The 22,011-nt window shown below is 32.5% G+C and carries 18 protein-coding genes; 7 read left to right on the forward strand and 11 right to left on the reverse strand.

All coding sequences use genetic code 11. The annotated features are described in order from the left end of the window. Nucleotides 1-17 precede the first annotated feature (17 nt). From AC1RNE_RS07915 to AC1RNE_RS07965, 11 genes are all read right to left on the reverse strand, one after another. The gene (locus AC1RNE_RS07915) at nt 18-266 is read right to left on the reverse strand and encodes a hypothetical protein (protein WP_492800480.1); all 249 of its coding nucleotides are present in this window, start codon (nt 264-266) and stop codon (nt 18-20) included. Nucleotides 267-268: 2 nt separating this feature from the next. Then, complete coding sequence (locus AC1RNE_RS07920; RefSeq protein WP_492800481.1) at nt 269-694, reverse strand: hypothetical protein; 426 nt, start codon at nt 692-694, stop codon at nt 269-271. A gap of 164 nt (nt 695-858) precedes the next feature. Then, nucleotides 859-1,044 (reverse strand): hypothetical protein, encoded by a 186-nt coding sequence (locus tag AC1RNE_RS07925; protein WP_492800482.1) that lies wholly within the window; start codon nt 1,042-1,044, stop codon nt 859-861. A gap of 57 nt (nt 1,045-1,101) precedes the next feature. Continuing rightward, nucleotides 1,102-2,106 carry an AAA family ATPase gene (locus AC1RNE_RS07930; RefSeq protein ID WP_492800483.1) on the reverse strand — a complete coding sequence of 335 codons (1,005 nt, stop codon included), beginning with the start codon at nt 2,104-2,106 and terminating at the stop codon, nt 1,102-1,104. Continuing rightward, on the reverse strand, nt 2,096-2,404 hold the full coding sequence (locus tag AC1RNE_RS07935; RefSeq protein ID WP_492800484.1) for a hypothetical protein: 309 nt from the start codon (nt 2,402-2,404) through the stop codon (nt 2,096-2,098). The genes AC1RNE_RS07930 and AC1RNE_RS07935 overlap by 11 nt, the downstream gene beginning before the upstream one ends. Beyond that, nucleotides 2,401-2,706, reverse strand: a complete 306-nt coding sequence (locus AC1RNE_RS07940; protein WP_492800485.1) for a helix-turn-helix domain-containing protein — start codon at nt 2,704-2,706, stop codon at nt 2,401-2,403. Before AC1RNE_RS07940 ends, AC1RNE_RS07935 begins: the two co-directional genes overlap by 4 nt. 151 nt (nt 2,707-2,857) lie before the next feature. After that, nucleotides 2,858-3,835 carry a hypothetical protein gene (locus AC1RNE_RS07945; protein WP_492800486.1) on the reverse strand — a complete coding sequence of 326 codons (978 nt, stop codon included), beginning with the start codon at nt 3,833-3,835 and terminating at the stop codon, nt 2,858-2,860. A 92-nt stretch (nt 3,836-3,927) separates the two neighbouring features. Then, the gene (locus tag AC1RNE_RS07950) at nt 3,928-8,208 is read right to left on the reverse strand and encodes a hypothetical protein (protein ID WP_492800487.1); all 4,281 of its coding nucleotides are present in this window, start codon (nt 8,206-8,208) and stop codon (nt 3,928-3,930) included. Between the two features lie 203 nt (nt 8,209-8,411). Then, nucleotides 8,412-8,582: a hypothetical protein gene (locus AC1RNE_RS07955; protein WP_492800488.1), complete on the reverse strand. Its 171-nt coding sequence runs from the start codon at nt 8,580-8,582 to the stop codon at nt 8,412-8,414. Nucleotides 8,583-8,642: 60 nt separating this feature from the next. After that, nucleotides 8,643-8,774 (reverse strand): hypothetical protein, encoded by a 132-nt coding sequence (locus AC1RNE_RS07960; RefSeq protein ID WP_492800489.1) that lies wholly within the window; start codon nt 8,772-8,774, stop codon nt 8,643-8,645. A gap of 23 nt (nt 8,775-8,797) precedes the next feature. After that, nucleotides 8,798-8,965 carry a hypothetical protein gene (locus AC1RNE_RS07965; protein ID WP_492800490.1) on the reverse strand — a complete coding sequence of 56 codons (168 nt, stop codon included), beginning with the start codon at nt 8,963-8,965 and terminating at the stop codon, nt 8,798-8,800. A gap of 22 nt (nt 8,966-8,987) precedes the next feature. On the opposite strand from AC1RNE_RS07965, the gene AC1RNE_RS07970 reads away from it, so the two are divergent. The 7 genes from AC1RNE_RS07970 (at nt 8,988) to AC1RNE_RS08000 (ending at nt 20,860) form a co-directional block, all read left to right on the forward strand. Continuing rightward, complete coding sequence (locus AC1RNE_RS07970; protein WP_492800491.1) at nt 8,988-11,615, forward strand: type I restriction-modification system subunit M; 2,628 nt, start codon at nt 8,988-8,990, stop codon at nt 11,613-11,615. Next, nucleotides 11,605-12,828, forward strand: coding sequence for a restriction endonuclease subunit S (locus AC1RNE_RS07975; protein WP_492800492.1), 1,224 nt, complete (start codon nt 11,605-11,607; stop codon nt 12,826-12,828). Before AC1RNE_RS07970 ends, AC1RNE_RS07975 begins: the two co-directional genes overlap by 11 nt. Before the next feature lie 92 nt (nt 12,829-12,920). Next, nucleotides 12,921-16,265, forward strand: a complete 3,345-nt coding sequence (locus AC1RNE_RS07980) for a type I restriction endonuclease subunit R (protein WP_492800493.1) — start codon at nt 12,921-12,923, stop codon at nt 16,263-16,265. A gap of 3 nt (nt 16,266-16,268) precedes the next feature. Next, entirely contained in the window at nt 16,269-16,949 is a 681-nt protein-coding gene (locus AC1RNE_RS07985; RefSeq protein ID WP_492800494.1) for a M48 family metallopeptidase, read from the forward strand. Continuing rightward, nucleotides 16,897-17,217, forward strand: a complete 321-nt coding sequence (locus AC1RNE_RS07990) for a hypothetical protein (RefSeq protein WP_492800495.1) — start codon at nt 16,897-16,899, stop codon at nt 17,215-17,217. The genes AC1RNE_RS07985 and AC1RNE_RS07990 overlap by 53 nt, the downstream gene beginning before the upstream one ends. A gap of 564 nt (nt 17,218-17,781) precedes the next feature. Continuing rightward, entirely contained in the window at nt 17,782-19,554 is a 1,773-nt protein-coding gene (locus AC1RNE_RS07995; protein WP_492800496.1) for a DUF8426 domain-containing protein, read from the forward strand. Then, a complete protein-coding gene (locus AC1RNE_RS08000; protein WP_492800497.1) occupies nt 19,541-20,860 on the forward strand; it encodes an McrC family protein in 1,320 nt (439 codons plus the stop codon). The genes AC1RNE_RS07995 and AC1RNE_RS08000 overlap by 14 nt, the downstream gene beginning before the upstream one ends. Nucleotides 20,861-22,011 lie beyond the last annotated feature (1,151 nt).

Genomic DNA, 22,011 nt, shown 5'->3' on the forward strand with positions numbered 1-22,011 from the left:
CGAATGTTTTAAACGATTTAGGGCTTCAATAATATTTCCTTATTAACCTCTTCCAACTTATCCTTCTCTATTTTCTTCTTAGGAAAATAGAAATACAAAAGGTAAAGACCAGCTCCAAAAACAATAAGTAAGAAAAAAAATAAAAAACGCCAAAAGCTAAAGCCTTTGCTCTTGTGAGGCATTACGGTTTCAATTGTTTTCTCGATGACAATGCCTGACAAACCTTCACCAGCATTTGTAAACGGATGTGATATTACTTCAAACATGATTATGATAGTTTTACAGTGTCTAATAAAATGGTATAAACATCTTCAATTTGATTAATAGTTTTACTAACCTTTTCGCCATGAATGTTTTTGTATTCAACTTTTTGACCTTGTCGATTTTGAAAAGCCTTTTTCAGTAAATCGTTTTCATAAAAACCAACTTTTCTTTTTAAGTTTTGAATCTCTCTTTGCTGAAACTCTAATTTAGTTGCCAGTTCTGAGGTATTACTTACGCTAGATTGAGTGTTAGATTTTCTGCTTGAAATAACTGTATCGACATACTCGCTTAACGTCATTCCTATTTGTTGAGCCTCTTGTGCTAATTGAATCTTTGTTCCTGCATCACACTTAAAGCCCAGTGTAACTTTGTTCGTAGCATTTTGGAGTCCTTCCAACTGTAATGCCCTTCCTGTTCTGATTTCGTTCATGTTTCTCTTTTTTTAAATTAACCACGATTTACCTAATTGAATTAACCTTTATTAATTCTTTTGCTGTAAAACTAATTAACCCCAATAAACCACTTTCGTGTTAGTTGGGGTTAATGTGGGTTAATTCGGATTAATTCAAGTTAATTCCTGAAAATTGTTATAAATTAATCTGGTGGTTCGCCAAGGTGGTTAATTATGATTAATACTTCTTTGGGTGTAAGTATTCTTGTAGATTTGTCAAGGATGAAGTCTGGTATTTTTGCGAGCATTTTATTAAAAGTCTTCAAACATACTTGATAACGCTGTGCCAATTGAGTGCGAGTCATGGCTTTATATTTTGTAGTTTCCATTGTTTTTAAATTCTGAATCCGTAACAGTCGTAACAAGTGTTACGGGCGTTACGATTGTTACAGACTATATTTATCTATCATTCTTTTAATCCTCATTTTATTTGTACTCAATGCTTCTGCGATTGTACCCATTGACACTTCTGGATTCTCTGCTTTCATGCTTATAATTGTATTTTTCATTTCTTCATCCGCTTCTTTTTTGGGCTTTAAATGGTTATGCTCATAATCACTTGAGATAAATTCAAAGCCTAAGAAATTATAAGGTTTCGATAATTCACAAGTCCAAACTTCCTCCATCATGGCACAAGAACGAGCTTTCAATTGTTTTATATACCTAATAGAAGCCCCCTGATTACTTTTACCAATACAGAAAATGCTATCAGCAAAATTGGCTAATTGTCTGCTACCTGATAAGTCATTTATTGTCAAAGGGTTTGATGGATTAAGCCTTTTGGGCGTATGAGCTAAAACTAAAAGACTTAATCCAAATTGATTTTTTAGTTTGGTTAGGTACTTCATCAAAGGCAAAGCGTTTTTACTACATTCGTTTGCCTCCATACTTAGAAATGTGATATTATCGACAATTATAACCTTTGACTGATTTCTGATAATTTGCATCTCTATTTCAGCAAAGAGCTGTGTTTCAAAAACTGAAAAATCTGAAAAGTTAGGATTGATTTCAACTCTTAGAAAGTTGTCATCCCACAAATAATGTTTTTCCCATTCAATAGAATAGCGTTTCTCAAATTGCTTGATACTTAGTTCAAAGTCTAAGTATAATACTTTTTGAGGCTGAGTTTCGGTGTGAAAAATACCTTCATTCTTTCCTCTACTAATATTATCAGCCACTTGAACTGCATATATTGATTTTCCTACATTAGTATCGGCAAAAAGAATACATACTTCACCTTCAAACCACAGGTTTCCGCAAAGCTTTAGAGGTATAGGTTGACTTTTTGCCTTCTGGATACACTCATTTGCTGATTGTACTATTAATAATCCTTGAGGAGATTCTTGCCTTTCAACAGACACATTTTTTTTAGAGATAGGTTTAAATTCCATTTTCATAGAGGTTGATAGGTAAATTACATAGCAAGCCTTCTGGATGAGTACGAAGTTGTATCTGAATTCCAGAAAAATTAGCGTCACTATTTTCCAGACTTGTCCAATTATTTTCAATACTTTTCCATAAATCTTGATGTTTTAGAAGACTAAACTCATTATAGATTTCTGTAAGAGATTGTATTAATTGGTTCTCTCGGTTAATATAAAAATCACTAGCATTTTCTTTTTGAGCGTAGGTTTCCAATTGTTTCCTAAGACCTATGATGATTTGCTCTAAGGCAGATAAATGATTCATCGTACACCTCCTTTCTTCCTAAAACCTTCTGCTTCTATTTCCTTTTGGGTTTTCTTTTTGCCTCCTTCCACCCACTCAATAAGTTCTTGTTTGAAAAATAGTATTTTCTTACCTACTTTTTGGAAAGGAATTTTTCGAGTTGAAGTGAATTGATAAAGTGTTGATTTAGGAATGTGCAAAAACTCCGAAGCCTCATCTATTGAAAGAGGTTTATCATTGAAGTCAGGTGATTTTGGAGCGTGTTCTGCAATTGCTTTGCGAACTGAAGTTTGAATTAGTACTGCTAATTCATCGGGAGTCATTAAGACTAATTTAGGGGTATTTATCATTATATCACTCTAACGGAGGATTATTTATTCCGTTTAGGTGATACAAAGGTGTTGTGGTTTTTAATAGTTGTTTATCAGTTTGTAGTACTACAAAAATGTTTTGTAGTACTACAAACTACTGTAACTACCTGTTAATCAGACTCAACAAATCCTCAATCTTTTCTTTTACTACAATTTTATCATATTTGTCAATATCTTCAAATTTATCTAATTTGACTCTAATATTCTGCTCATTATACCCAGTCATTGCTTTAATTGATAATGCTATATTTGAAGCAGGTTGATAATTTTTTTCTTGAATAATAATGCCATATCCTCGTAATAGAGAGAATAAATAGGTTGTTTGGTTAGATGTAAGAGATGTTATTTTGTCGTTTGGACTGCGAGTAACTTTAGGATAAGTTATACTTATTTTTTTATCTGTTTGGTCTTCTTCTAATTGATTAATTGAAAAATTTTCATCTCTATAATCTACAATCCTTTGATAATACTCCATCTGAGAATGAATCGAAAGAATTTCTTTAGAAAGCTTCCTAATTAATTTAATAAAATTATCTGAGAAATTACAAACTGCTAAAATGATTTGAATGATTTCTCTACTCGTTAATTCTGTAATACTTTTTTGCATCAGCAGTTTCACCTCAGGCGATATTCTTTCTTCTATACTTTGAAAATATTCAGGGTCTTGAAAATTATAAATGTTATTTAACTCTTGTATAAATACTTCTGAATATTCTATTTCTTCATCTTCAAAATTATGTTTGAGGTCTTTTAAAACGTCCATCATAGAAATATCCCCATCCGTAATTTGAGAATATACCTCAATAATTGAGCTATTACCAATGACATATAGACGACTTCTTAACTCATCATCCAAAATCTCTGCACATTCATTTATCTCCTGCTCAAGTCTTATTTGATTTGATACTCCTTTTCTTTCAGCAATTTCAAGTCTATGCATAAGAATTCTGAAATCAGCATCCTGAGTTCCCTTACTACCGAAAACGGAATTTACATTTTCTCTTATTAATTCTATTAAAGGAATACTTGCATAATCTCCTATTGAAGTAAAAAAATCATTGAGTTTAAATTCTGTTAGCATTTAGTAAATGGGTTTTGTAAAAAATAGTATCAGTTATTTCTTATTTTCAATTTAAAATAAGAATCTTATTCATCAGAGTCTTTCCTTCTTTTCTAATAATTAACGAAAATTAGCCCAATCTTATCACAAAATACATTCACTTGTGAAACAGTTGAAATATCTATTTTATTCATATAATAGTCTTCTTCAAATTCTTTTAACTTTCTATTTAAATTCCAGAATAAATCATTTCCTTTTTCTACATATTTATTTACCATTTCTCTAGTCTGATTAAAATGATTTTCATTATTCAACGAGTATTTTTTAAATATTTCAAATATTAAAGTATCTAAACCTCCTCTATAAAAACCATCTTTATTCTTGATTCTATTAGCAATAGCTAGTTGTAAAAGTTCCTCTAAAATTAAAAATGAATTATTGAAGGGTATTTTGGCTATTGATGTAATCCAATCTTTTTTTTCATGGAACTCATCCCCTTTTTCTTTTACATAATTCCTTAACTCTTTTAATCCAAGAATATCACTATTCAAAATTAACTGATTCATTACCTTGAAACGGTTGTCCTCACTTAGCTCTTCAGTAAGACTGTTTTCTAGAATACTATTAATTTTTGGTAAATATTTACTATGAGACGAAAGTTTTTCTAAAACAAACCAGTCTGAATAACTTTGGACATCAAAATTTGTAAGCTTGAAAGCTAAATCAGTAACAGCGCCTTTCAATTCTAAGTATATTTCAATAGCTACTTTTTGAGTATGATTACTAAGAATTTCTTTTTTTATTGCTTGTAATAGATATGGTGTAGCCTCAGTTATTTTTAATTTTCTACATATTCGGAAATGATTAGATATAACATTTGGTACTAATACATTATTTTGCAAATTCTCCAAGATTCGTTTTTTTACAATACTTTCATTACCAACTTTCTCAATCACTATATCAGATATTGATTTTACTCTCTTTGATTTATTATTACTATAGTCTATTTCATAAATTCCACATATATCGAAAGAAAGCATATCTAACATCATCTCTTGGGGAATAACTAAATCTATCTTTTTGAAAAAATTAGTAAAATAATATTTTCTTGATTTGTAATATTCTTGCCCATTTTCTATACTACTAGAAGTGGTCTTGAAATTGAGAAATGGCAATAAAGAATAACACCATTCTTTTAGATAATTAATATTTTCAAGTGGTAGCTCCTTTTCATGTATATTTAATCTTCTATCAAGTTGATTTAAAACATACCATGTCCAGTTTTCTTCACTTTCAATTTCATTAAAAATATTTTTAGCATCTATTTTTCCATTGTCTCTGTAATATTTTTCAAGATATTCATAAGGTAGATGGCATTTAATTGTATTATTTTTATATTCAAAATGTCTAATTTTTTCTAATGTAAAATCATTCCTCAATTCTTTTAAAACAAGGTAAACAAGTTCTTTAAATCTCGTCTTATTCAATAATAATTCTAAATCATTTACTTCTCTCTCTTTTCTACTCTCCACTGTGTGTAGAAGTACAGGGTATTCGTGAAAGGACTTGGAAACTAAATTAATTTCTTTAAGGAAGTATTCCAATAACTCTTTTTTATCTAATGCCAATAAATCGAACTTAAACTCCCAAACATCACTGTCATTAAAATAACCTTTTTCATACTTTACGAGCCATTTTTCAATAATGGGCCTAGTCACCCAGCAAGTAACCCAACTACGTACATACCACTTAATTTCTTTCTTTTTTTCCCTTTTCCAGAAATACCAAAAAGCAGTTTCGGTGGTATCTGAACTTTCAAAAAACAGTTTAAATTTTAAAAATAATTTATTTTCATAGTCTTGATATAATTTTTGCTCAGCAAATTTAACTATCTTAATAAATAGTTTCTTATCGGAATTATACCCCTTAGCTAACTGAAGCAAAAACTTTTCTAAAAAAATATTTTCAAAACTTTCTCCATAAAATATTCTACTCCTCTCTTCATATACATCTTTGTTATCCTTAATGATATAATCCAAAATTTTATGGATTGAGTTTATTGATTTAACTTTAAGAATCCCTTCATAGAAATAACTTTTCGCATCTGTACTTATACGTACACCTTTTTTAATAAGTTCTTTATTACAAATAGGAATACATTCTATGTAAAAATTTATATATTCATCAACTAAATCCAGTCTATTGATTAGTTGAAACACTATACTAATAATATTTTTATGTTCTAATGAGGGCTTGTAAATAAATAGCCACTCTATCAATCCAATATTAGCTAAATTAAGTTTGTAAAAAACCCTAAGAGCATCTTCATGTATTTCATCATCATAAGTGTTGATTAAGAGAACATTTTTCAATGCTCCAGCTATTTCTCCTTCTAACCCAAATAACTCGTCAGGGTCAGCAAATTTCAATAAGTAAATAAGTTCTCTTGTAAGTTTAGGATTATTGATAGAGATATTCTTAATAAGGTATTTAATTACTTCTGGATTTTCATGTATGCCAGCGAATTTTATAAGTTCTCCAGAGTCATAGTTTAAATAATCTCTTTCTGGGCTTTCTATAATTTTCCTGAAAATACCATAACGTAATTCTAATGAAAGTTTTTCCAATTCAAACCTTATTAATAAAGTATGGTCAGACTCAATTATGAAGTCTAATAGATTTTTAAAAATATCGGATTCTTCTGGTAACAGGCTGAATAATGATGATAATGTATTAGTCCATTTAGGCTTTACTTTTATAAAATCTGGTTCAAAGGATATACATTTTCTTATAGTGTCAAATGACTGTCTTGCTAAAAGTTTGGCGACAAGATATTCTTGAAATAAGTTATGTGAAAATTCAATTTTGCTTTCTTTTTTACTTATTAGGGGAGAGTATTCTATTATTTTCCTATCATCATTAATAAATCCTTCTCTATATTCTTTTGAATCTAAAATATTCTTTCCCATCAGTAGCATCATAGTTGCTAACTTAGATAGAAGATAATCTTGTTTAATTTCAATATCTTCCCAGTCCGATTTTGAAATTCTACAAGAAGAAATTTCTTCTCTGTTAACTAGGTCAATAATTCTATTAAAGATTTCCGTTTTATTGTCAGGGAAATTATTAGGTGATTCGTTATAAAGTTGGGTGAGCTTAACCAAATAAAATGGTGTTACTAACAAATCATTCATTTTGTTAGTACTAATTAGATTCATAAACTCCTCTGTCCTATATTGTAATTGTTGATAAATATATTGATAGACTTCGCCATATAAGCTAAGTTTTTGAAGATAGTAAACTTCAAATTGTTCAAAATTAGAAATTCCGTTGTTTCTTGAGGATATTACTATATTAATCATCGGATGGGTCTCAACTAAGCCCCCTATTCGCCTTCTTAAATCATCTTTAGCTATTTCTTTGACTTCATCATAACCATCAAAAATTAATAATAATCTTTTTTGATTTATTTTCTCCCAGCCTTTACAGTATTTAGTTAATAATTCATAGAGGTCTTCATGGACATAATCTCTCAATCTAATCAGAATCGGATATAAAGATTCAGGTGATTCGAGCGATGAAAAATGATGAGCAAGTTGTTTTAATTCTGATGTCTTACCATCCCCTGCGATACTTAGTAGAGTAATTTTCAGAGGTTTTTCTTTTTTTTCAAAGAGTTGTACTAATGAACCTTCAATTGAATCTTGCCTATACAATTGAGTGTCATTTCGCTTTGTTAATCTTCTGGTTATATAATCAGGAACAGGAGGATAAACCTTCTTTTTAATATCATAATGCAGTGTGTCAACTTTATCGTGACCACAAAAAGCCTTAACAAAGTTTGGCTCTTGTCCTCCATCAAAAAACTCAAAAACTAATTGAGGAAATTCTTTGAGTTCAATGTTAAGACGCTTTGAATCCCAGATATTTAAATTGATTCCTTCAGAATACAGTTCAATTTTTAATTCGTTAATTATCTCATCAGAAGTACTTAGGTCTGTATTTGTACAAAAATAAAAATCCCTTATTTTATCGCAAAATGAATTATTTCTGACCTCGTCAATAGCATCTATGATATTTTTCCTTGAAATTTTTTGATACTTCTTACATTGATAAACATCATAAGTACCATCTTCTTTATAAAGTTTAAAAATGTCAATACCTTCTTGCTTGCTTCCTTCTTTTTTATAAAGCTGTGTGTCATTTTTTTTAGTACAATCCTTAGCTTGGGCTAACCTTAAACACAGTCTTTCAAAATCTTTCCATGTCGAAAGACGTTCATACGGTAATTCTTGAAGAGCAGTTAATACTGGATAATTTCCTATAGTGAGAGTATTAGGTTGATTGAAAAGTTCATCAGCTGATGTTATTTCTTGATAATCATTTGAATTCATTTGTAATAGATATAATGGGACTAATTGAACTAAAATATATTCTAATTTAATTAAAAACTTAATCATTTTATAACAAAAATGACTATCCTTATAATTCAGCAGATTTCATACAAATAACTTTAACTTAACCTATTAAAAAAAGCCACGGATTAGGTGGCTTTTTTATTGATTAGTTCTGTGAATATCTTTAAAAGGATAAAAAATCATTTACTAAATCCTTTTATTTTTTGAATAATGTCTTCTACTTTTTGAAGTGGTAAACCAAAAGTATCTGCTATAAAGTTGGCATCAAAGCCTTTCTTCATCAAAGCTTCAACATATTTAATCGTTATTTGCTCAATAGTAGCAGTGCGAATTTGCTCAGCCGTTGTCATAGTATTATTTGTTAGATTTGTTGGAATTTGAATAAAGATACCTGTTAGTTTATACTGGATTTAAAGTAAATTCAAGGTAATTTCATACACATCTGCATTTTCAAAAGAATCAAGATATACTTTTGTAACCTTTTCAGATTCATGCCCTAAAAACTCACTTATTTTGCTGATTTCTACTCCACTCCTCTTCAATACTGTAGCGAACGTATGACAAGCTACGTAGGTAGTAGATTAGTTTCGATGCCAGCCATTTCTGCTAAAACTTTCAAGTCTTGATTGATTTGCTTGGTTACTTTCTTAACACGATTATTAATTTGAACTACAGTCTTGTGTTTATTTTTATCCAGTCCTTTTATTAATACCTTTGCCAATACGAAAAACATTACAATTAAATTAAAGTACTTTATGTCTAAAAAATTAACCCTCTCTTATCTCGAAGGTTTTTTGTTTGATGCCTGCGATATTCTAAGAGGAAATATGGATGCCTCAGAATTTAAAGAATATATCTTAGGAATGTTATTCCTAAAACGCCTAAATGATAAATTTGAGGCTGACCGTGATAAACGATTAAAAGATTTACTTACAAAAGGAATTTCTGAATTAAAAATAGAAGAAGCCCTTGAAAAAAGAGATAATTACCAATATTATGTACCGCCAATAGCAAGATGGAATTACGTTGTTAAAAAAGAAATCACAGAATTTGATGCCGAGCTTTTTGCCCAAACGAAAAATCTTGAGGAAAGTCAAAAAACGGTATTGGTTGAGGTAAATGAAGGTGTCCTTCACTTAAAAAAAGATGTTGGCGATAGCCTCAATAAAGCTCTTGCAGCATTGGAAGAGGAAAACCCCGAAAAATTAAGCGGTGTTTTGACCAATGTTAATTTTAACCGTACTATCGGAAAAAATAAAAGTACACTGACGGATGAGAAACTAGTTGAGTTTATCTTCCACTTCAATAAAGTAAAACTTACCGACGATAATTTTGAGTTCCCTGATATTTTGGGTGCTGCCTACGAATACCTTATCAAGTATTTTGCCGATAGTGCTGGTAAAAAAGGGGGTGAGTTCTATACCCCTGCCGAAGTGGTAAAGCTTTTAGTAACAATGCTCGAACCCGAGGCCGATGCTTCTATCTATGACCCTACCTGTGGTTCGGGCGGAATGTTGATTGAAGCAAAAAACTATGTGCAGTCTCGTTATGGTGATACGTCTCGACTGAGCTTTGCAGGGCAAGAACTCAATGGTACTACTTGGTCGTTATGCAAAATGAATATGCTCTTCCATGATATTTTTGATGCTGATATTCAACAAGGCGACACTCTTGCTGAACCTCAACATAAAGAAAATGGCGAACTCAAACACTTTGATATTGTGCTGGCTAATCCACCTTTTTCACAGGATTACTCAGATATAAAAGAACATCGTGACCGTTTTACTTATTGGATGCCCAAAAAGAGTAAAGCCGACTTTATGTTTGTGCAACACATGATTGCGGCACTGAAAGACAACGGTCGTATGGCGGTAGTAATGCCACACGGAGTGTTGTTCAGGGGTAGTGAAGAGAAAAGTCTGCGTAAATGGTTGGTAGAACGTGGCTTGCTAGAAGCCGTGGTAGGCTTACCCCAAGGCTTATTTTATGGCACTGGCATTCCTGCTTCGATATTGATTATTAATAAAAAAGGAGCTCATAGCCGTAAGGATGTACTTTTCATCAATGCCGACCGTGAATTTAAAGAAGGAAAAAACCAAAATAAACTCCGCCCCGAAGATATTACCAAAATAAGCTATATTTACCGTAAACGTGAAAATGTAGAAGGCTATGCCGAACTGATTAGTAAAGAAGATTTACTCCGTGAGGATTTTAACTTTAACATCCGTAGATATGTGGATAACAGCCCCCCTGCTGAACCGCAAAACGTGAAGGCTCATTTGCATGGTGGTATTCCTTTGGCTGAGGTAGATGATTTAGCGGTATTTTGGAAAAACTATCCTGCCTTGCGTAAAGACTTATTTACAGAGGCGATTGGTGGATACGCTCAGTTTACTGAGGCTATTACTTCTAAAGACGAACTCAAACAATTGGTACAAGCTCATCAGGCTATTCTAAACAAACGATTGGCTTACGAGAACTCTCTGGAACTATGGTGGCAAACCAATCTGGAGCGCTTTGAAGCGTTGCCTATCAACAAAAATGTTTTTGAGTTGCACCGAGAGTTTTCAAAAAGTATCGCTTATGATTTTAGTGCTTTGGGGGTGTTAGATATGTACAAAAGCCGTGGGGCTTTTGCATCCTATTGGGCTACGCTAGAAACCGACCTAAAATCGGTAGCGGCAAGTGGCTGGAATGCCGAACTGATTCCTGATTCAGAAATTTTACAATCGCAGTTTCCTGAGGTGTTGGAGGAACTGGCACGCAACGAAGCCCGAAGAGACGAACTAGAAGCCATGTTTAAGGAAGTAAACGAGGTGGAAGAAGAGGCATACAACGAAGAGGATTTTGAGGTATATCCTACTAAAATACTAGCCGACTTTAAGGAGCAATTGAAGGTACTGAATGGCTCATTGAAAACCCTAAAAAATGAGATAAAAGCCCTACATATCCGTATTAAAGCCAATACCGAAACTAAGGCACTGGAAGCCGAATTGAATGAAAAGCTAAAAACCCAAACGGATTTTGAAACTGAAAAAGAAGCGATTGAGGTAAAGTTAGCCAACCATACGGCTCTGGAAAAGGAATTAAAGGACTGCAAAGCTACCATTAAGGAAATAAAAGACCGTAAAGAGGAATTAGTAGAAAAAGCACGGGAGAAAATAACGCCCGACGAAGCCAAGGCTTTGATAATGGCACGGTGGAAACTGACCCTACAACAAACCGTAATGGACTACGTAAGCCGTTTTGAACGGGCTTTGGTACACGACTTAGAAAAACGCTATACCAAATACTGCGAAACCCTAAAAGGTATTTTACAAGACCGCGATACCGCTACAAATAAATTGGATAACTATTTAATTGAATTGGGATATGAAGGATAATTGGGTGAACGTTCAGCTAAGTGATATGGTTGAGTGTTTGGATGGACAAAGAAGACCTATTAAAAAAGAAGTTCGAGAGTTAATTAAAGGTAATATCCCTTACTATGGAGCTTCAGGAATAATTGACTTTGTTAATGATTACATTTTTGAAGAAGATTTAATTTTACTTGGAGAAGATGGTGAAAACGTTATTTCTCGAAACCTTCCACTTGCCTTTAAAATATCTGGTAAAAACTGGGTTAATAATCATGCTCATGTACTTAGAGCAAAAAGTGGTTATGATACAGATTTTTTGGTTTACTTACTCGAAAATAAAGATTATACTGATATTGTTTCAGGGTCTGCTCAACCTAAAATCAATCAAAATAATTTAATGAAATTGATTTTTAAAGTTCCAAAATTCTTCCCCCAACAAAAAAAAATAGCTAAAATATTAAGTACTTGTGATGAAGTAATAGAAAAAACAGAGGCGGCAATTGCCAAATACAAAGCCATCAAACAAGGCATGATGCACGATTTGTTTACTCGTGGCATAGACACCGCCACAGGCAAACTCCGCCCAAGCTACCAAGAAGCCCCAGAACTGTATAAAGAATCAGCGTTGGGAATGATTCCGAAGGAGTGGGAGGTAAAGAGGTTTTCTGAGTATTTTAAGTTAATTTCTTATGGATTTACTAATCCAATGCCAGAATATGAAGATGGTCCTTATATGATTACTGCTGCAAATGTAATTGGAGGTAAAATAGATTACAATTCAGCCAGAAAAACATCTAAAAAGCTATTTGATACTATACTTACAAATAAAAGTAGACCTAAAATCAATGATTTATTATTGACAAAAGACGGTACTCTTGGAAGGGTTGCAATCGTTGACAAGGAAAACATTTGTATAAATCAGTCCGTTGCAATCATAAGATTTAATGATGGTATAAATCCTTTTTTTTTTAAATATCTTCTTGAAACATCTATTTATCAAAAAAAGATGTTAGATGATGCTGGGGGATCAACCATAAAGCATATTTACATCACTATTGTAGATAAAATGCTTCTTAGTATTCCAAAAGGGAGAAAAGAAAAAAATTGTTTTGTTGAAATATTAAATAATATTGATGAAAAACTCAAAGCAGAAGAATCTTCATTATCCAAATACAAGAAAATAAAAGAAGGTTTAATGCAAGATTTACTAACGGGGCGGGTTGAGGTATCAATATAATTTTTGTATTTACGTATTAAAGAGGCAGATTTACAATAACTAAGTAATTTTAAAGAAAATACCCTATCATATTCAATAAAGCGTCGTACCTCATGGCAGAATATAAAAACGTCGAAAAACCCTTTTTAACTAAATTAACAGCATTAGGTTGGCAAGTAATCGACCAAGGCTTTGGTATTCCCAAAGACCCTGCAAAAAGTTTACGCACCAATTTTAAAGAAGTTACCCTAAAAGAAGTCTTTAAAGCAAGTATCAAAAGCATCAATCTACACGAAAGTAAGCCATGGTTAACAGCCAAACAGCTTGACGACATTTATCAAGAAGTAACAGCCAACGAACGCAAAAACGCACCTTTATTAGAAACCAACCGTGCAGTATTTGATGTGCTTACGGGCAGAACCAAAATAACCGTTTCGGAAAACGAGCAAACAGGCGAGCAAAACCCACCTATAAAACTGATTGACTTTGATAATTGGGAAGCCAATACCTTTATAGCCATCAATCAGTTTAGGGTAATAACTACAGGTGGCCCCCGAGAAGGCATCATTCCCGACATCGTACTGTTTGTAAATGGTTTACCCTTTGTTGTAATCGAATGCAAAGACGTGGACGTAGCCGACCCCATCTCAGAGAGCGTCAATCAACTAAGACGTTACGCCAATACCAGAGACAGCGACTTTGGCATTGTAGAAGGCGAAGAAAAGCTTTTTCACTATAATTTATTAACTATAGCCACACATGGTGAAGAAGCCAGAGTAGGAACCATAACGGGCGATGCCGAATATTACCTAAACTGGAAAGATATTTTTCCAGAAATCTACAAAGCCATTGACATCAGTACCTATACCGAAGACGAAATACTTCGCTACCGAGAAAACGGACTACTAAAAGACCCAAAAGTTAGGCAAGAAGTGATGATTCACGGAATGCTCAATAAAGAAATTATATTAGACGTCTTACGACATTTTACGCTTTTTACAGAAGTAAAAGAAGGCGTAATCGTAAAGATAGTTTGCCGTTATCAGCAATACAGAGCCGTAGGCAAAATATTAAATAAACTTCGTAACGGACACACAGGTAACGAACGTTCGGGTGTGGTTTGGCATACACAAGGCTCGGGCAAATCGCTAACGATGATGTTTTTTATTCGTAAACTTCGCTCACAACCAGACCTTCGAGATTTTAAGGTAATAGTAACCGTTGACCGTTCGGATTTAGAGAAGCAATTATCTAAAGATGCCAAACAAACAGATGAGTTTAAAGAGAAAAACATCGTAAACACACGTAAGGAGTTATCCCAAAAACTAAGTGGAAATAGTTCAGACCTCAATATGGTCATGATACATAAGTTTGTGCAAGAAGAGCTAAAACATTCAAAAAGCTTGATGAAAGCCTATGTAGAAGAAGGTGTTGTACCCGAATTTAAACCCTTTGAAGTAGTAAATAAGTCAGAGCGGATTATCTTACTAATAGACGAAGCACACCGCACCCAAGGGGGCGACATGGGCGATAATTTATTTGCTGCTTTTCCGAATGCTACTAAAATAGCTTTTACAGGTACTCCTCTACTCACAAACCGCCATAAACAAAAAACCCACGAACGGTTTGGGGGTTCAAAAGAATTTATTGATACCTATAAAATACGTCAAGCTGTAGATGACCGAGCCACCCTTGATATAGTATATATCGGCAAAACCACCAACGACCAGATAAAAGACAAGGAGGCATTCGATAGAGCATTCGAAGACGTATTTAGCAAGCGTAGCAAAGAAGAGAAAGAAGAAATACAAAAACGCTACGGCACTATGCAAGCCTATCTTGAAAACATGGATAGGTTACGCCACATAGCCGACGACTTGGTGAATCACTACATCGATGAAATACTTCCTAATGGCTACAAAGCCATGGTAGTAGCCAGTTCTATTTTGGCAGCAGCAAGGTATCAATACCTAATATTAGAAGCCATTAAAAAACGCTTAGCCCTTGAAGAAGCCAAAGAAGTACGAGACGAACAACTGATAAAGCAAATAGCTTTTATAGATGCCTGTACCGTTGTTACGATGCAAGAAAACAACGAAGAAGCCTATATTAGTGCCGTTAGAAAAAAAGCAAAGGAGCTAAATGCTGTTGAAAACTTCAAGAAAGACTTCAACTATTCAACCGACGAATCGGGCAAATACTTAAAACCAGAAACAGGCGTAGCGTTTTTATGCGTATGCGACCGCCTACTAACAGGCTTTGATGCACCCATTGCCCAAGTAATGTATTTAGATAAAAACATCCGTGAACATGATTTACTACAAGCCATTGCCAGAGTAAACCGAACGAAAGGCACAAAATCGCATGGGATTTTAGTAGATTATTACGGCGTATCGAATCATTTAAAAGAAGCCCTCAATATTTGGGGAGCAGAAGACGAAAAAGATATTAAAGAGCTTTTAGAATATTTCAGAGACATCAATAAAGAAATTCCTGTACTGGAAGCTCGTTATAATAGAATGATTCAACTCTTTGAAGATAAAGGCATTAAAGAATTCAGAGCATTTGTTGAACAAACAATGACCGACAAAGTAGCAGAGTTTGATTTAGCCGAGCGTTGTATTACTTTAGCTGAATCTGTTTCGTTTCGAGCTCAGTTTGATACTTACCTAAAAGCCTTCTTTGATAGTGTTGATTTGCTTTTCAATAGCAGAGTGGCAAAAGAATATTATATACCGACAAAACGATTTGGGTATTTATTAGTAAGAATCCGAAACCGTTACAAAGATGCTACTTTAGACCTAAAATGGGCAAAACCTAAAGTTCGGAAACTGATAGACCAATATCTTGAGACACTCGGCATTGATAGTAAAATACCACCAGTCAGTTTATTATCAAGTGATTTCTTTTCAGAACTCAATAAATTAGGCGGGCATACACAATCAAAAGCATCGGAGATGGAACACGCCATTAGAAGGCATATAAAGGTAAATATGGAAAAAGACCCAGCCCTTTATCAACGTTTTTTTGAGCGTTTACAGCAAATTTTAGAGCGATATAAAGGGAATTGGGCAAATCAAGTAGATGAATTTACGAGTTTGCATAATGATATTGCCAAGGGACGAAAAGAAGATAAAGAAGAAGGACTCACTGAACAAGAATTACCCTTTTATGATTTAATTGTTCTACTGGCTTGTAAAGAAGGTGAGACATTATCTGACGAAGATAAAAAAATAGTAAAAGAACTTGTTAAAAACCTAATTGGCAACTTACAAGAAGCCATTAATAAACCTGATTTTTGGAAAGGAAGAGAATCTGAAATCAGAAAATTAAGAGGCGAAATAGATGATATGTTTGATTTTTCAGAAGTTGATGCCATTTCAGCAAACCATGAGAAATTAAGCACTGAAGTATTAAATTTAGCCAAAAAACGTCATCAAGAATTAATCAATAATTAAAAAATGGTTATTTGGGGTATAGACATACAAATTACAAAAAGTAATAGAAAAACAGTAAGCATCTACATAGAGCGAGATGGTACTGTAGCTGCACTAGTACCTGAATATCTAACTGATGAGGAAGTAACAGAGGTAATCAAAACAAAAGAATATCAAATACATAAAAACTTAGCACAGTGGATTCAATTAAATGAAGCCAAAATAGAGCGAGAATACGTAAATGGACAGTCGTTTATGTATTTGGGCAGAAATTATCGTTTACGTTTGGTAGAAGAAAAACTTGGAGAAGTAATCCTTAAAAATGGTTATTTCCTTTTAAGTAAACATGAAAAAGCCAAAGCAAAAGAACTCTTTATTGATTTTTATAAAGCTAAACTAAAAGAGAAAATTTCCCCTATCATTTCCCGTTACAAAGGTCAAATGAATGTAGAGCCTAAAGAGCTAAAAATCATGGAATTACAAAACAGGTGGGCATCATGTACTTTAAAAGGAAATGTTAATTTTCATTGGAAATGTGCCATGGCACCAATTGACGTTTTGAATTATATCGTTGTGCATGAATTAGCCCACTTAATTCATCCAAATCATTCACCAGAATTTTGGAATACAGTAGATAAGGTATTAGCCAACTATGATAATCATATCAAATGGCTACGCATCAACGGTGCAGGAATGGATTTGTAAAACCCCACGCTGTTCCACGTCTTTAAGACTAAGAACTGAATTACCTAAAATTTATAGCCAAGATTTATTGAATAACCTTTTTAAACATCCATGCACAAAAATAGAATTTATTCAAGAATATTTACAGGTAGGAAGGCTTACTGCAACGAAGTATTTAGACCAATTAGTTGAGATGAGATTACTTACTAAATACAAGATTGGGAAAAACAGTTACTATGTAAACCATGCTCTTATTACGCTGTTCTCGCATGATTATACCATTCAATAAATCGTAATTTTATATACATAAATATACAGATATGTATAGAAAAGAACTATTTTCTATACATGAACCATTAATATTGATATAAAATACCCTTTGTAGGTATAAAGTTTTATACTAAACGAATAATCAAAAAGACAATTCTAAAGAATGACTAAACTACAACAACTACACGAAGACATCTATTCTTTTTTTAATGGACTATCATCAGAAAAATCCTTCTTTTTATTTTGCTCCAAGAACAAGGTCTATCACGCACGCAAGGGAAGAAACTTGATAACAACTCATTTAATGGCAATGAAAATTATTTATTTATAGGTACACGAAAGTATGATTAGTAAAGATATTGTTTATGACGACAGTATTAATCAACTTAAAGAAAAGGATACTTTTCAAAAGAACGAGCGTTTAAATATTTTAAATACAAGTCTAAGTAATTGGAGAAACAATCTTGCTTATTTGTTCAAAATAGAAAACAAATTATTGATACATACTTAACTTTAATCAGTAGTTCTTTATCTCTGAAAACAATTTAAAAGTTACATAAAATACATCGAAAATATTAAAAAAATGAAGACAGATAAACGATATTGGATTTATGCACCTGGGGAAAATGCTAATATGTGGGATGAGTTTTACCAAGATGGAATAATGGCTCTTGCATGGGATTATCTTGAAGATTTGAATAGCTTCAAAGATAAAAAAGATATTGAGCAGCGTTTACAATTAGAAGAAAATACGACAAATTCTATGAGAAACGCTGCCACCGCAAATAATGATTTTAAAGAAAAAATGTCAGTTGGTGATATAATTTTCGTAAAAAAAGGAAGAAGTGAATTATTAGGTTATGGTGTAGTAACTTCCGATTATTATTACAATGAAACAAGAAGTCACTACAAACATTGTAGAAATGTGGAATGGAAAAAAAAAGGAGTCTGGAAAACAAATCATAATTTGGTATTAAAAACACTTACTGATATTACCAATTCGTCTAATAGAAATCCCAATTTCAATCATTATTATGAAGTTTTGTTTAATCTTATGGAAAGTAAATCTAATTTTAACATGAACACAACCTCCTACCCTCTCAACCAAATTCTTTATGGTCCTCCAGGCACAGGCAAAACTTACAGTACTGTTGAATTGGCTTATGAAATTATCCATAATGCTAAGCCCAATAGCTATGAAGAGGCACGTAATTGGTACAAAACGGCTTTAGCTAATACAGAAGACCGTCAGGTTGATTTTATTACTTTTCATCAAAATTATAGTTATGAAGATTTTGTGATGGGAATCAAACCTCAGTTAGGCGACGATACTTTGGGTTTTCGTGAACATAAAGGAATTTTCTTTGAGATTTGCCAAAGGGCTTTGAAGAATTTATTAGATAGTCAGAAACCTATTGAGGTAATCAAACAGGAAATTGGAATAGAAGACTTATTTGAGGATTTTAAAAACGATATAATTGACCAAATAGATACTTCTCCTAATCGTAGATTAGAACTAAATGATAACGTTTATACTGAATATGTTTTTGATGATGCATTCTCCTATTCAGGGGAAAATTGGAAGCATCAACTTAGAATGAAATTTACAGACATCTTAAAAATATACAATAACCCCAAAGCTATAAACAGAAAGGAAGCAAAAAAGACGCCTGATATATCACGAACAGCAGAAGAGCATATCACGTATTTCTTTAAAATGGTTACTCTTTTTAAAGACTTTACTAAAAACCATAATATAGGAGGAAATAATATACAACCCATAACTCTCAAAAACTACGTGTTAATCATCGATGAAATCAATCGGGCTAATATTTCACGAGTATTTGGAGAGTTAATCACTTTAATTGAAGAAGACAAACGTTGGGGTAATGAATTTGAAACAGAAGTTCGTTTACCCGATGGTGTCACCAAATTTACTGTACCTAAAAATTTGTACATCATTGGTACAATGAACACCGCTGATAAATCTATCGCTTTATTGGATATTGCTCTTAGAAGACGTTTTAATTTTGTGCCTTTATACCCTGATGTAACTAAAGTTGCTAAAAAATACCAAGCTTTTTTTGAGGAACTCAATAAGCAGATAATTACAAAGAAAGGCATTGATTTTTGTATTGGTCACTCCTACTTTATGGAATCGTCTGGTAAAATATTTGACTTTGTAAATACCATGAATTCAAAAGTAATTCCTCTTTTGAATGAATATTTCTATAACCCTAAATCAAACAGAGAGGTGGTATCCTTGATAGAAAACGCTTTAAAGGCAACTTTGCCAACTTTCAAAGTGCAAGAAGGTATGTTTCAATTAACCATTCAAGCCAATGATAATACATAATATCTTTGAGTACAGTAAACACTTTGATTTCCCCAAAGATAAACTGGTAGGTTTTAAAACTTACTTGAACGAAATTTGGACTAAACGCAATCAATATGGAGTTACTACTAGATATGAGACTGATGAAACAGAGGAGTTGGTAGAGCAGAACGAGGAAATTGGAGATAGAAACAAAAATGCTAAAAACTTTTTTAATTTTGATGGGAATGCTTGTAGAGCTAAAAACTATGTAGGCTTTATTCAATATGAAGATATTCGGATTAATATCTATCCTAAAATTGTAGATAAGACAGAGAACTATTCAGAGATTATCAAACAAGTTTTTTACTGGTTAAGTTATGGGAAACGCCTTCATTTTCCATTTTCAGAAGTACCGTATCAAAACCAACATTTTGATGATTGGATTGAAGCATATATTTACTTGTTTGTGCATTATACTACCGAAACGCTAAGTGCTCAACCTTACCAGACTTATCAAGAAGTAACAGAAGAAACTACCTTTTTGCGTGGCAGACTTGCTATGTCTGACTATATTAGAGAGAATTTAATTACTGGACGTCACCAACATTTTCAAAGTATTTATGAGCCTTTTGTCTATGATAATCAATTCAACAGAATAGTAAAAAACGTCACTAAAACACTACTAAAGTTTAGTACAAATGAGAAGAATCATGAGAAATTACATGAACTCTTATTCTTGTTAGATGAAGTTAGCGAAGTTTCTTGTGTGGCTACTGATTGCGATAAAGTGAGTTTAAATCCATTATATCAGGATTTAAACATGATTCTATCAATGTGTAGAATGTTTTTAGAACATTCAAGCGTGAGCGATAATAATAACAATAGCGACAATATTTCGCTACTATTTCCGATGGAAATCATTTTTGAAGATTTCATCTTTGGCTTTATTGAAAAACATTTTCCAGAGCGTAAACCAAATGCTCAAAAAAAATCTTATTTGGCATTAGATAAATCAGGCAAAGGGGTTTTCTCTATTAAAAATGATATTATCTTAAAATACCCTTACCTAATTATCGATACTAAATATAAGATTAGGGTTAAAATAGATAGGCAAAAGGGAATATCTCAGGCTGATTTATATCAAATGTTAGCCTACGCTGTTAGAAGAGAAATTGACCAAGTTCTTTTGATTTATCCGATGGTTGGAAAGCTAGAACATGAAGTTGACAGTTTTGTAATTAACGATAAATTTGCTGGAGACAAACCAATAACCATCAAGGCAACTGATATTGATATTTGTTCCGAAGAGTATGAGATAAAAGAACAGTTAGAAAGGATTCTGTAAATGTTTTTTTATATAAGCAATGATATTGATTAATTACCCATTTTACAGCTATTAAGCCATAATCAAGATTTAATCTCAAAAGGAATTAACAGATGAGTAACATTATACTTGACAATGATTTGGTATAAATGTAGAATTTAAATTCGATGATATTGGTTTGATACCAAAAAAGTCGCTTATAATACTCTATCAATCAAAACTTTGTCTATATCCGTCTAGACTGTAAAAGCACTCATAAATGGGTGCTTTTACGGTTTTATAGCCTTTAAAAGGCTTCATATTTCTTGGCATTAACCAATCGATTCTAGGTCAGCGGTAGTATAATTTATTTATCTTTATTACCCGAATTTACCCTTCTAAAAACATATGCAGGGACGCTTTTTGTATATCTAATGTTACGTTTTTTATACCATTCATTAGCATACTTTTAAAAGCTAATACTTTCTTCCATAAATATATCTAACAACTCATCTACTATCTTAAAGAATCTGTTTGTATCACTACAAACAGCTTTCATTTGGAGTCTCGACTATGCGCCACCGACTAAGTACTCCATTGATGAAATCATCGACACCTACGGCATGAACCTTCATATGCTGGTCTCATAATCTATTGATAAAAAACCTTATTTATATGCTAAATAATTCAATTATAACATGGATTAGCCTACGATTATACACAATTTTAAATATTGGCAAAAAACTATAATATCTTGCAAAAATTATACAAAAAATCAGACTTTACAAATACTACTTTTGTATAGTGTTCAATACAGAAGTTTTGACCCTCCGTAATAAACTTGTTAACTAATTGATTAATAAAAACTATGAACAAAATGCAATTGCTCGACAATTGTAGTTTAAATGCTATTTCAATACAGTATCTCATAATTTTATCTGACTTATTATTTGACTCAAAGGTCTAGAAATTAAAGTCTCCTTCACAACAAACAGCTTTAAAAGTTAATCGTGATGATATAGATACATTGATGTTTGAAATTGATTATTTATTATCCAATATTATCATATTAAGTAAAAGACTTTATTACCCTTCAAATATTTCCTTTACCCACAAACAATTAAATTGTTTATGGGCTTAAAGGCAATTCTTGAAGAACTTCCCTAATGCTTACAAGCTTATAAAACAGGTAC

It is taken from the genome of Arcicella sp. GW822-FHT02H01 (assembly GCF_058802005.1).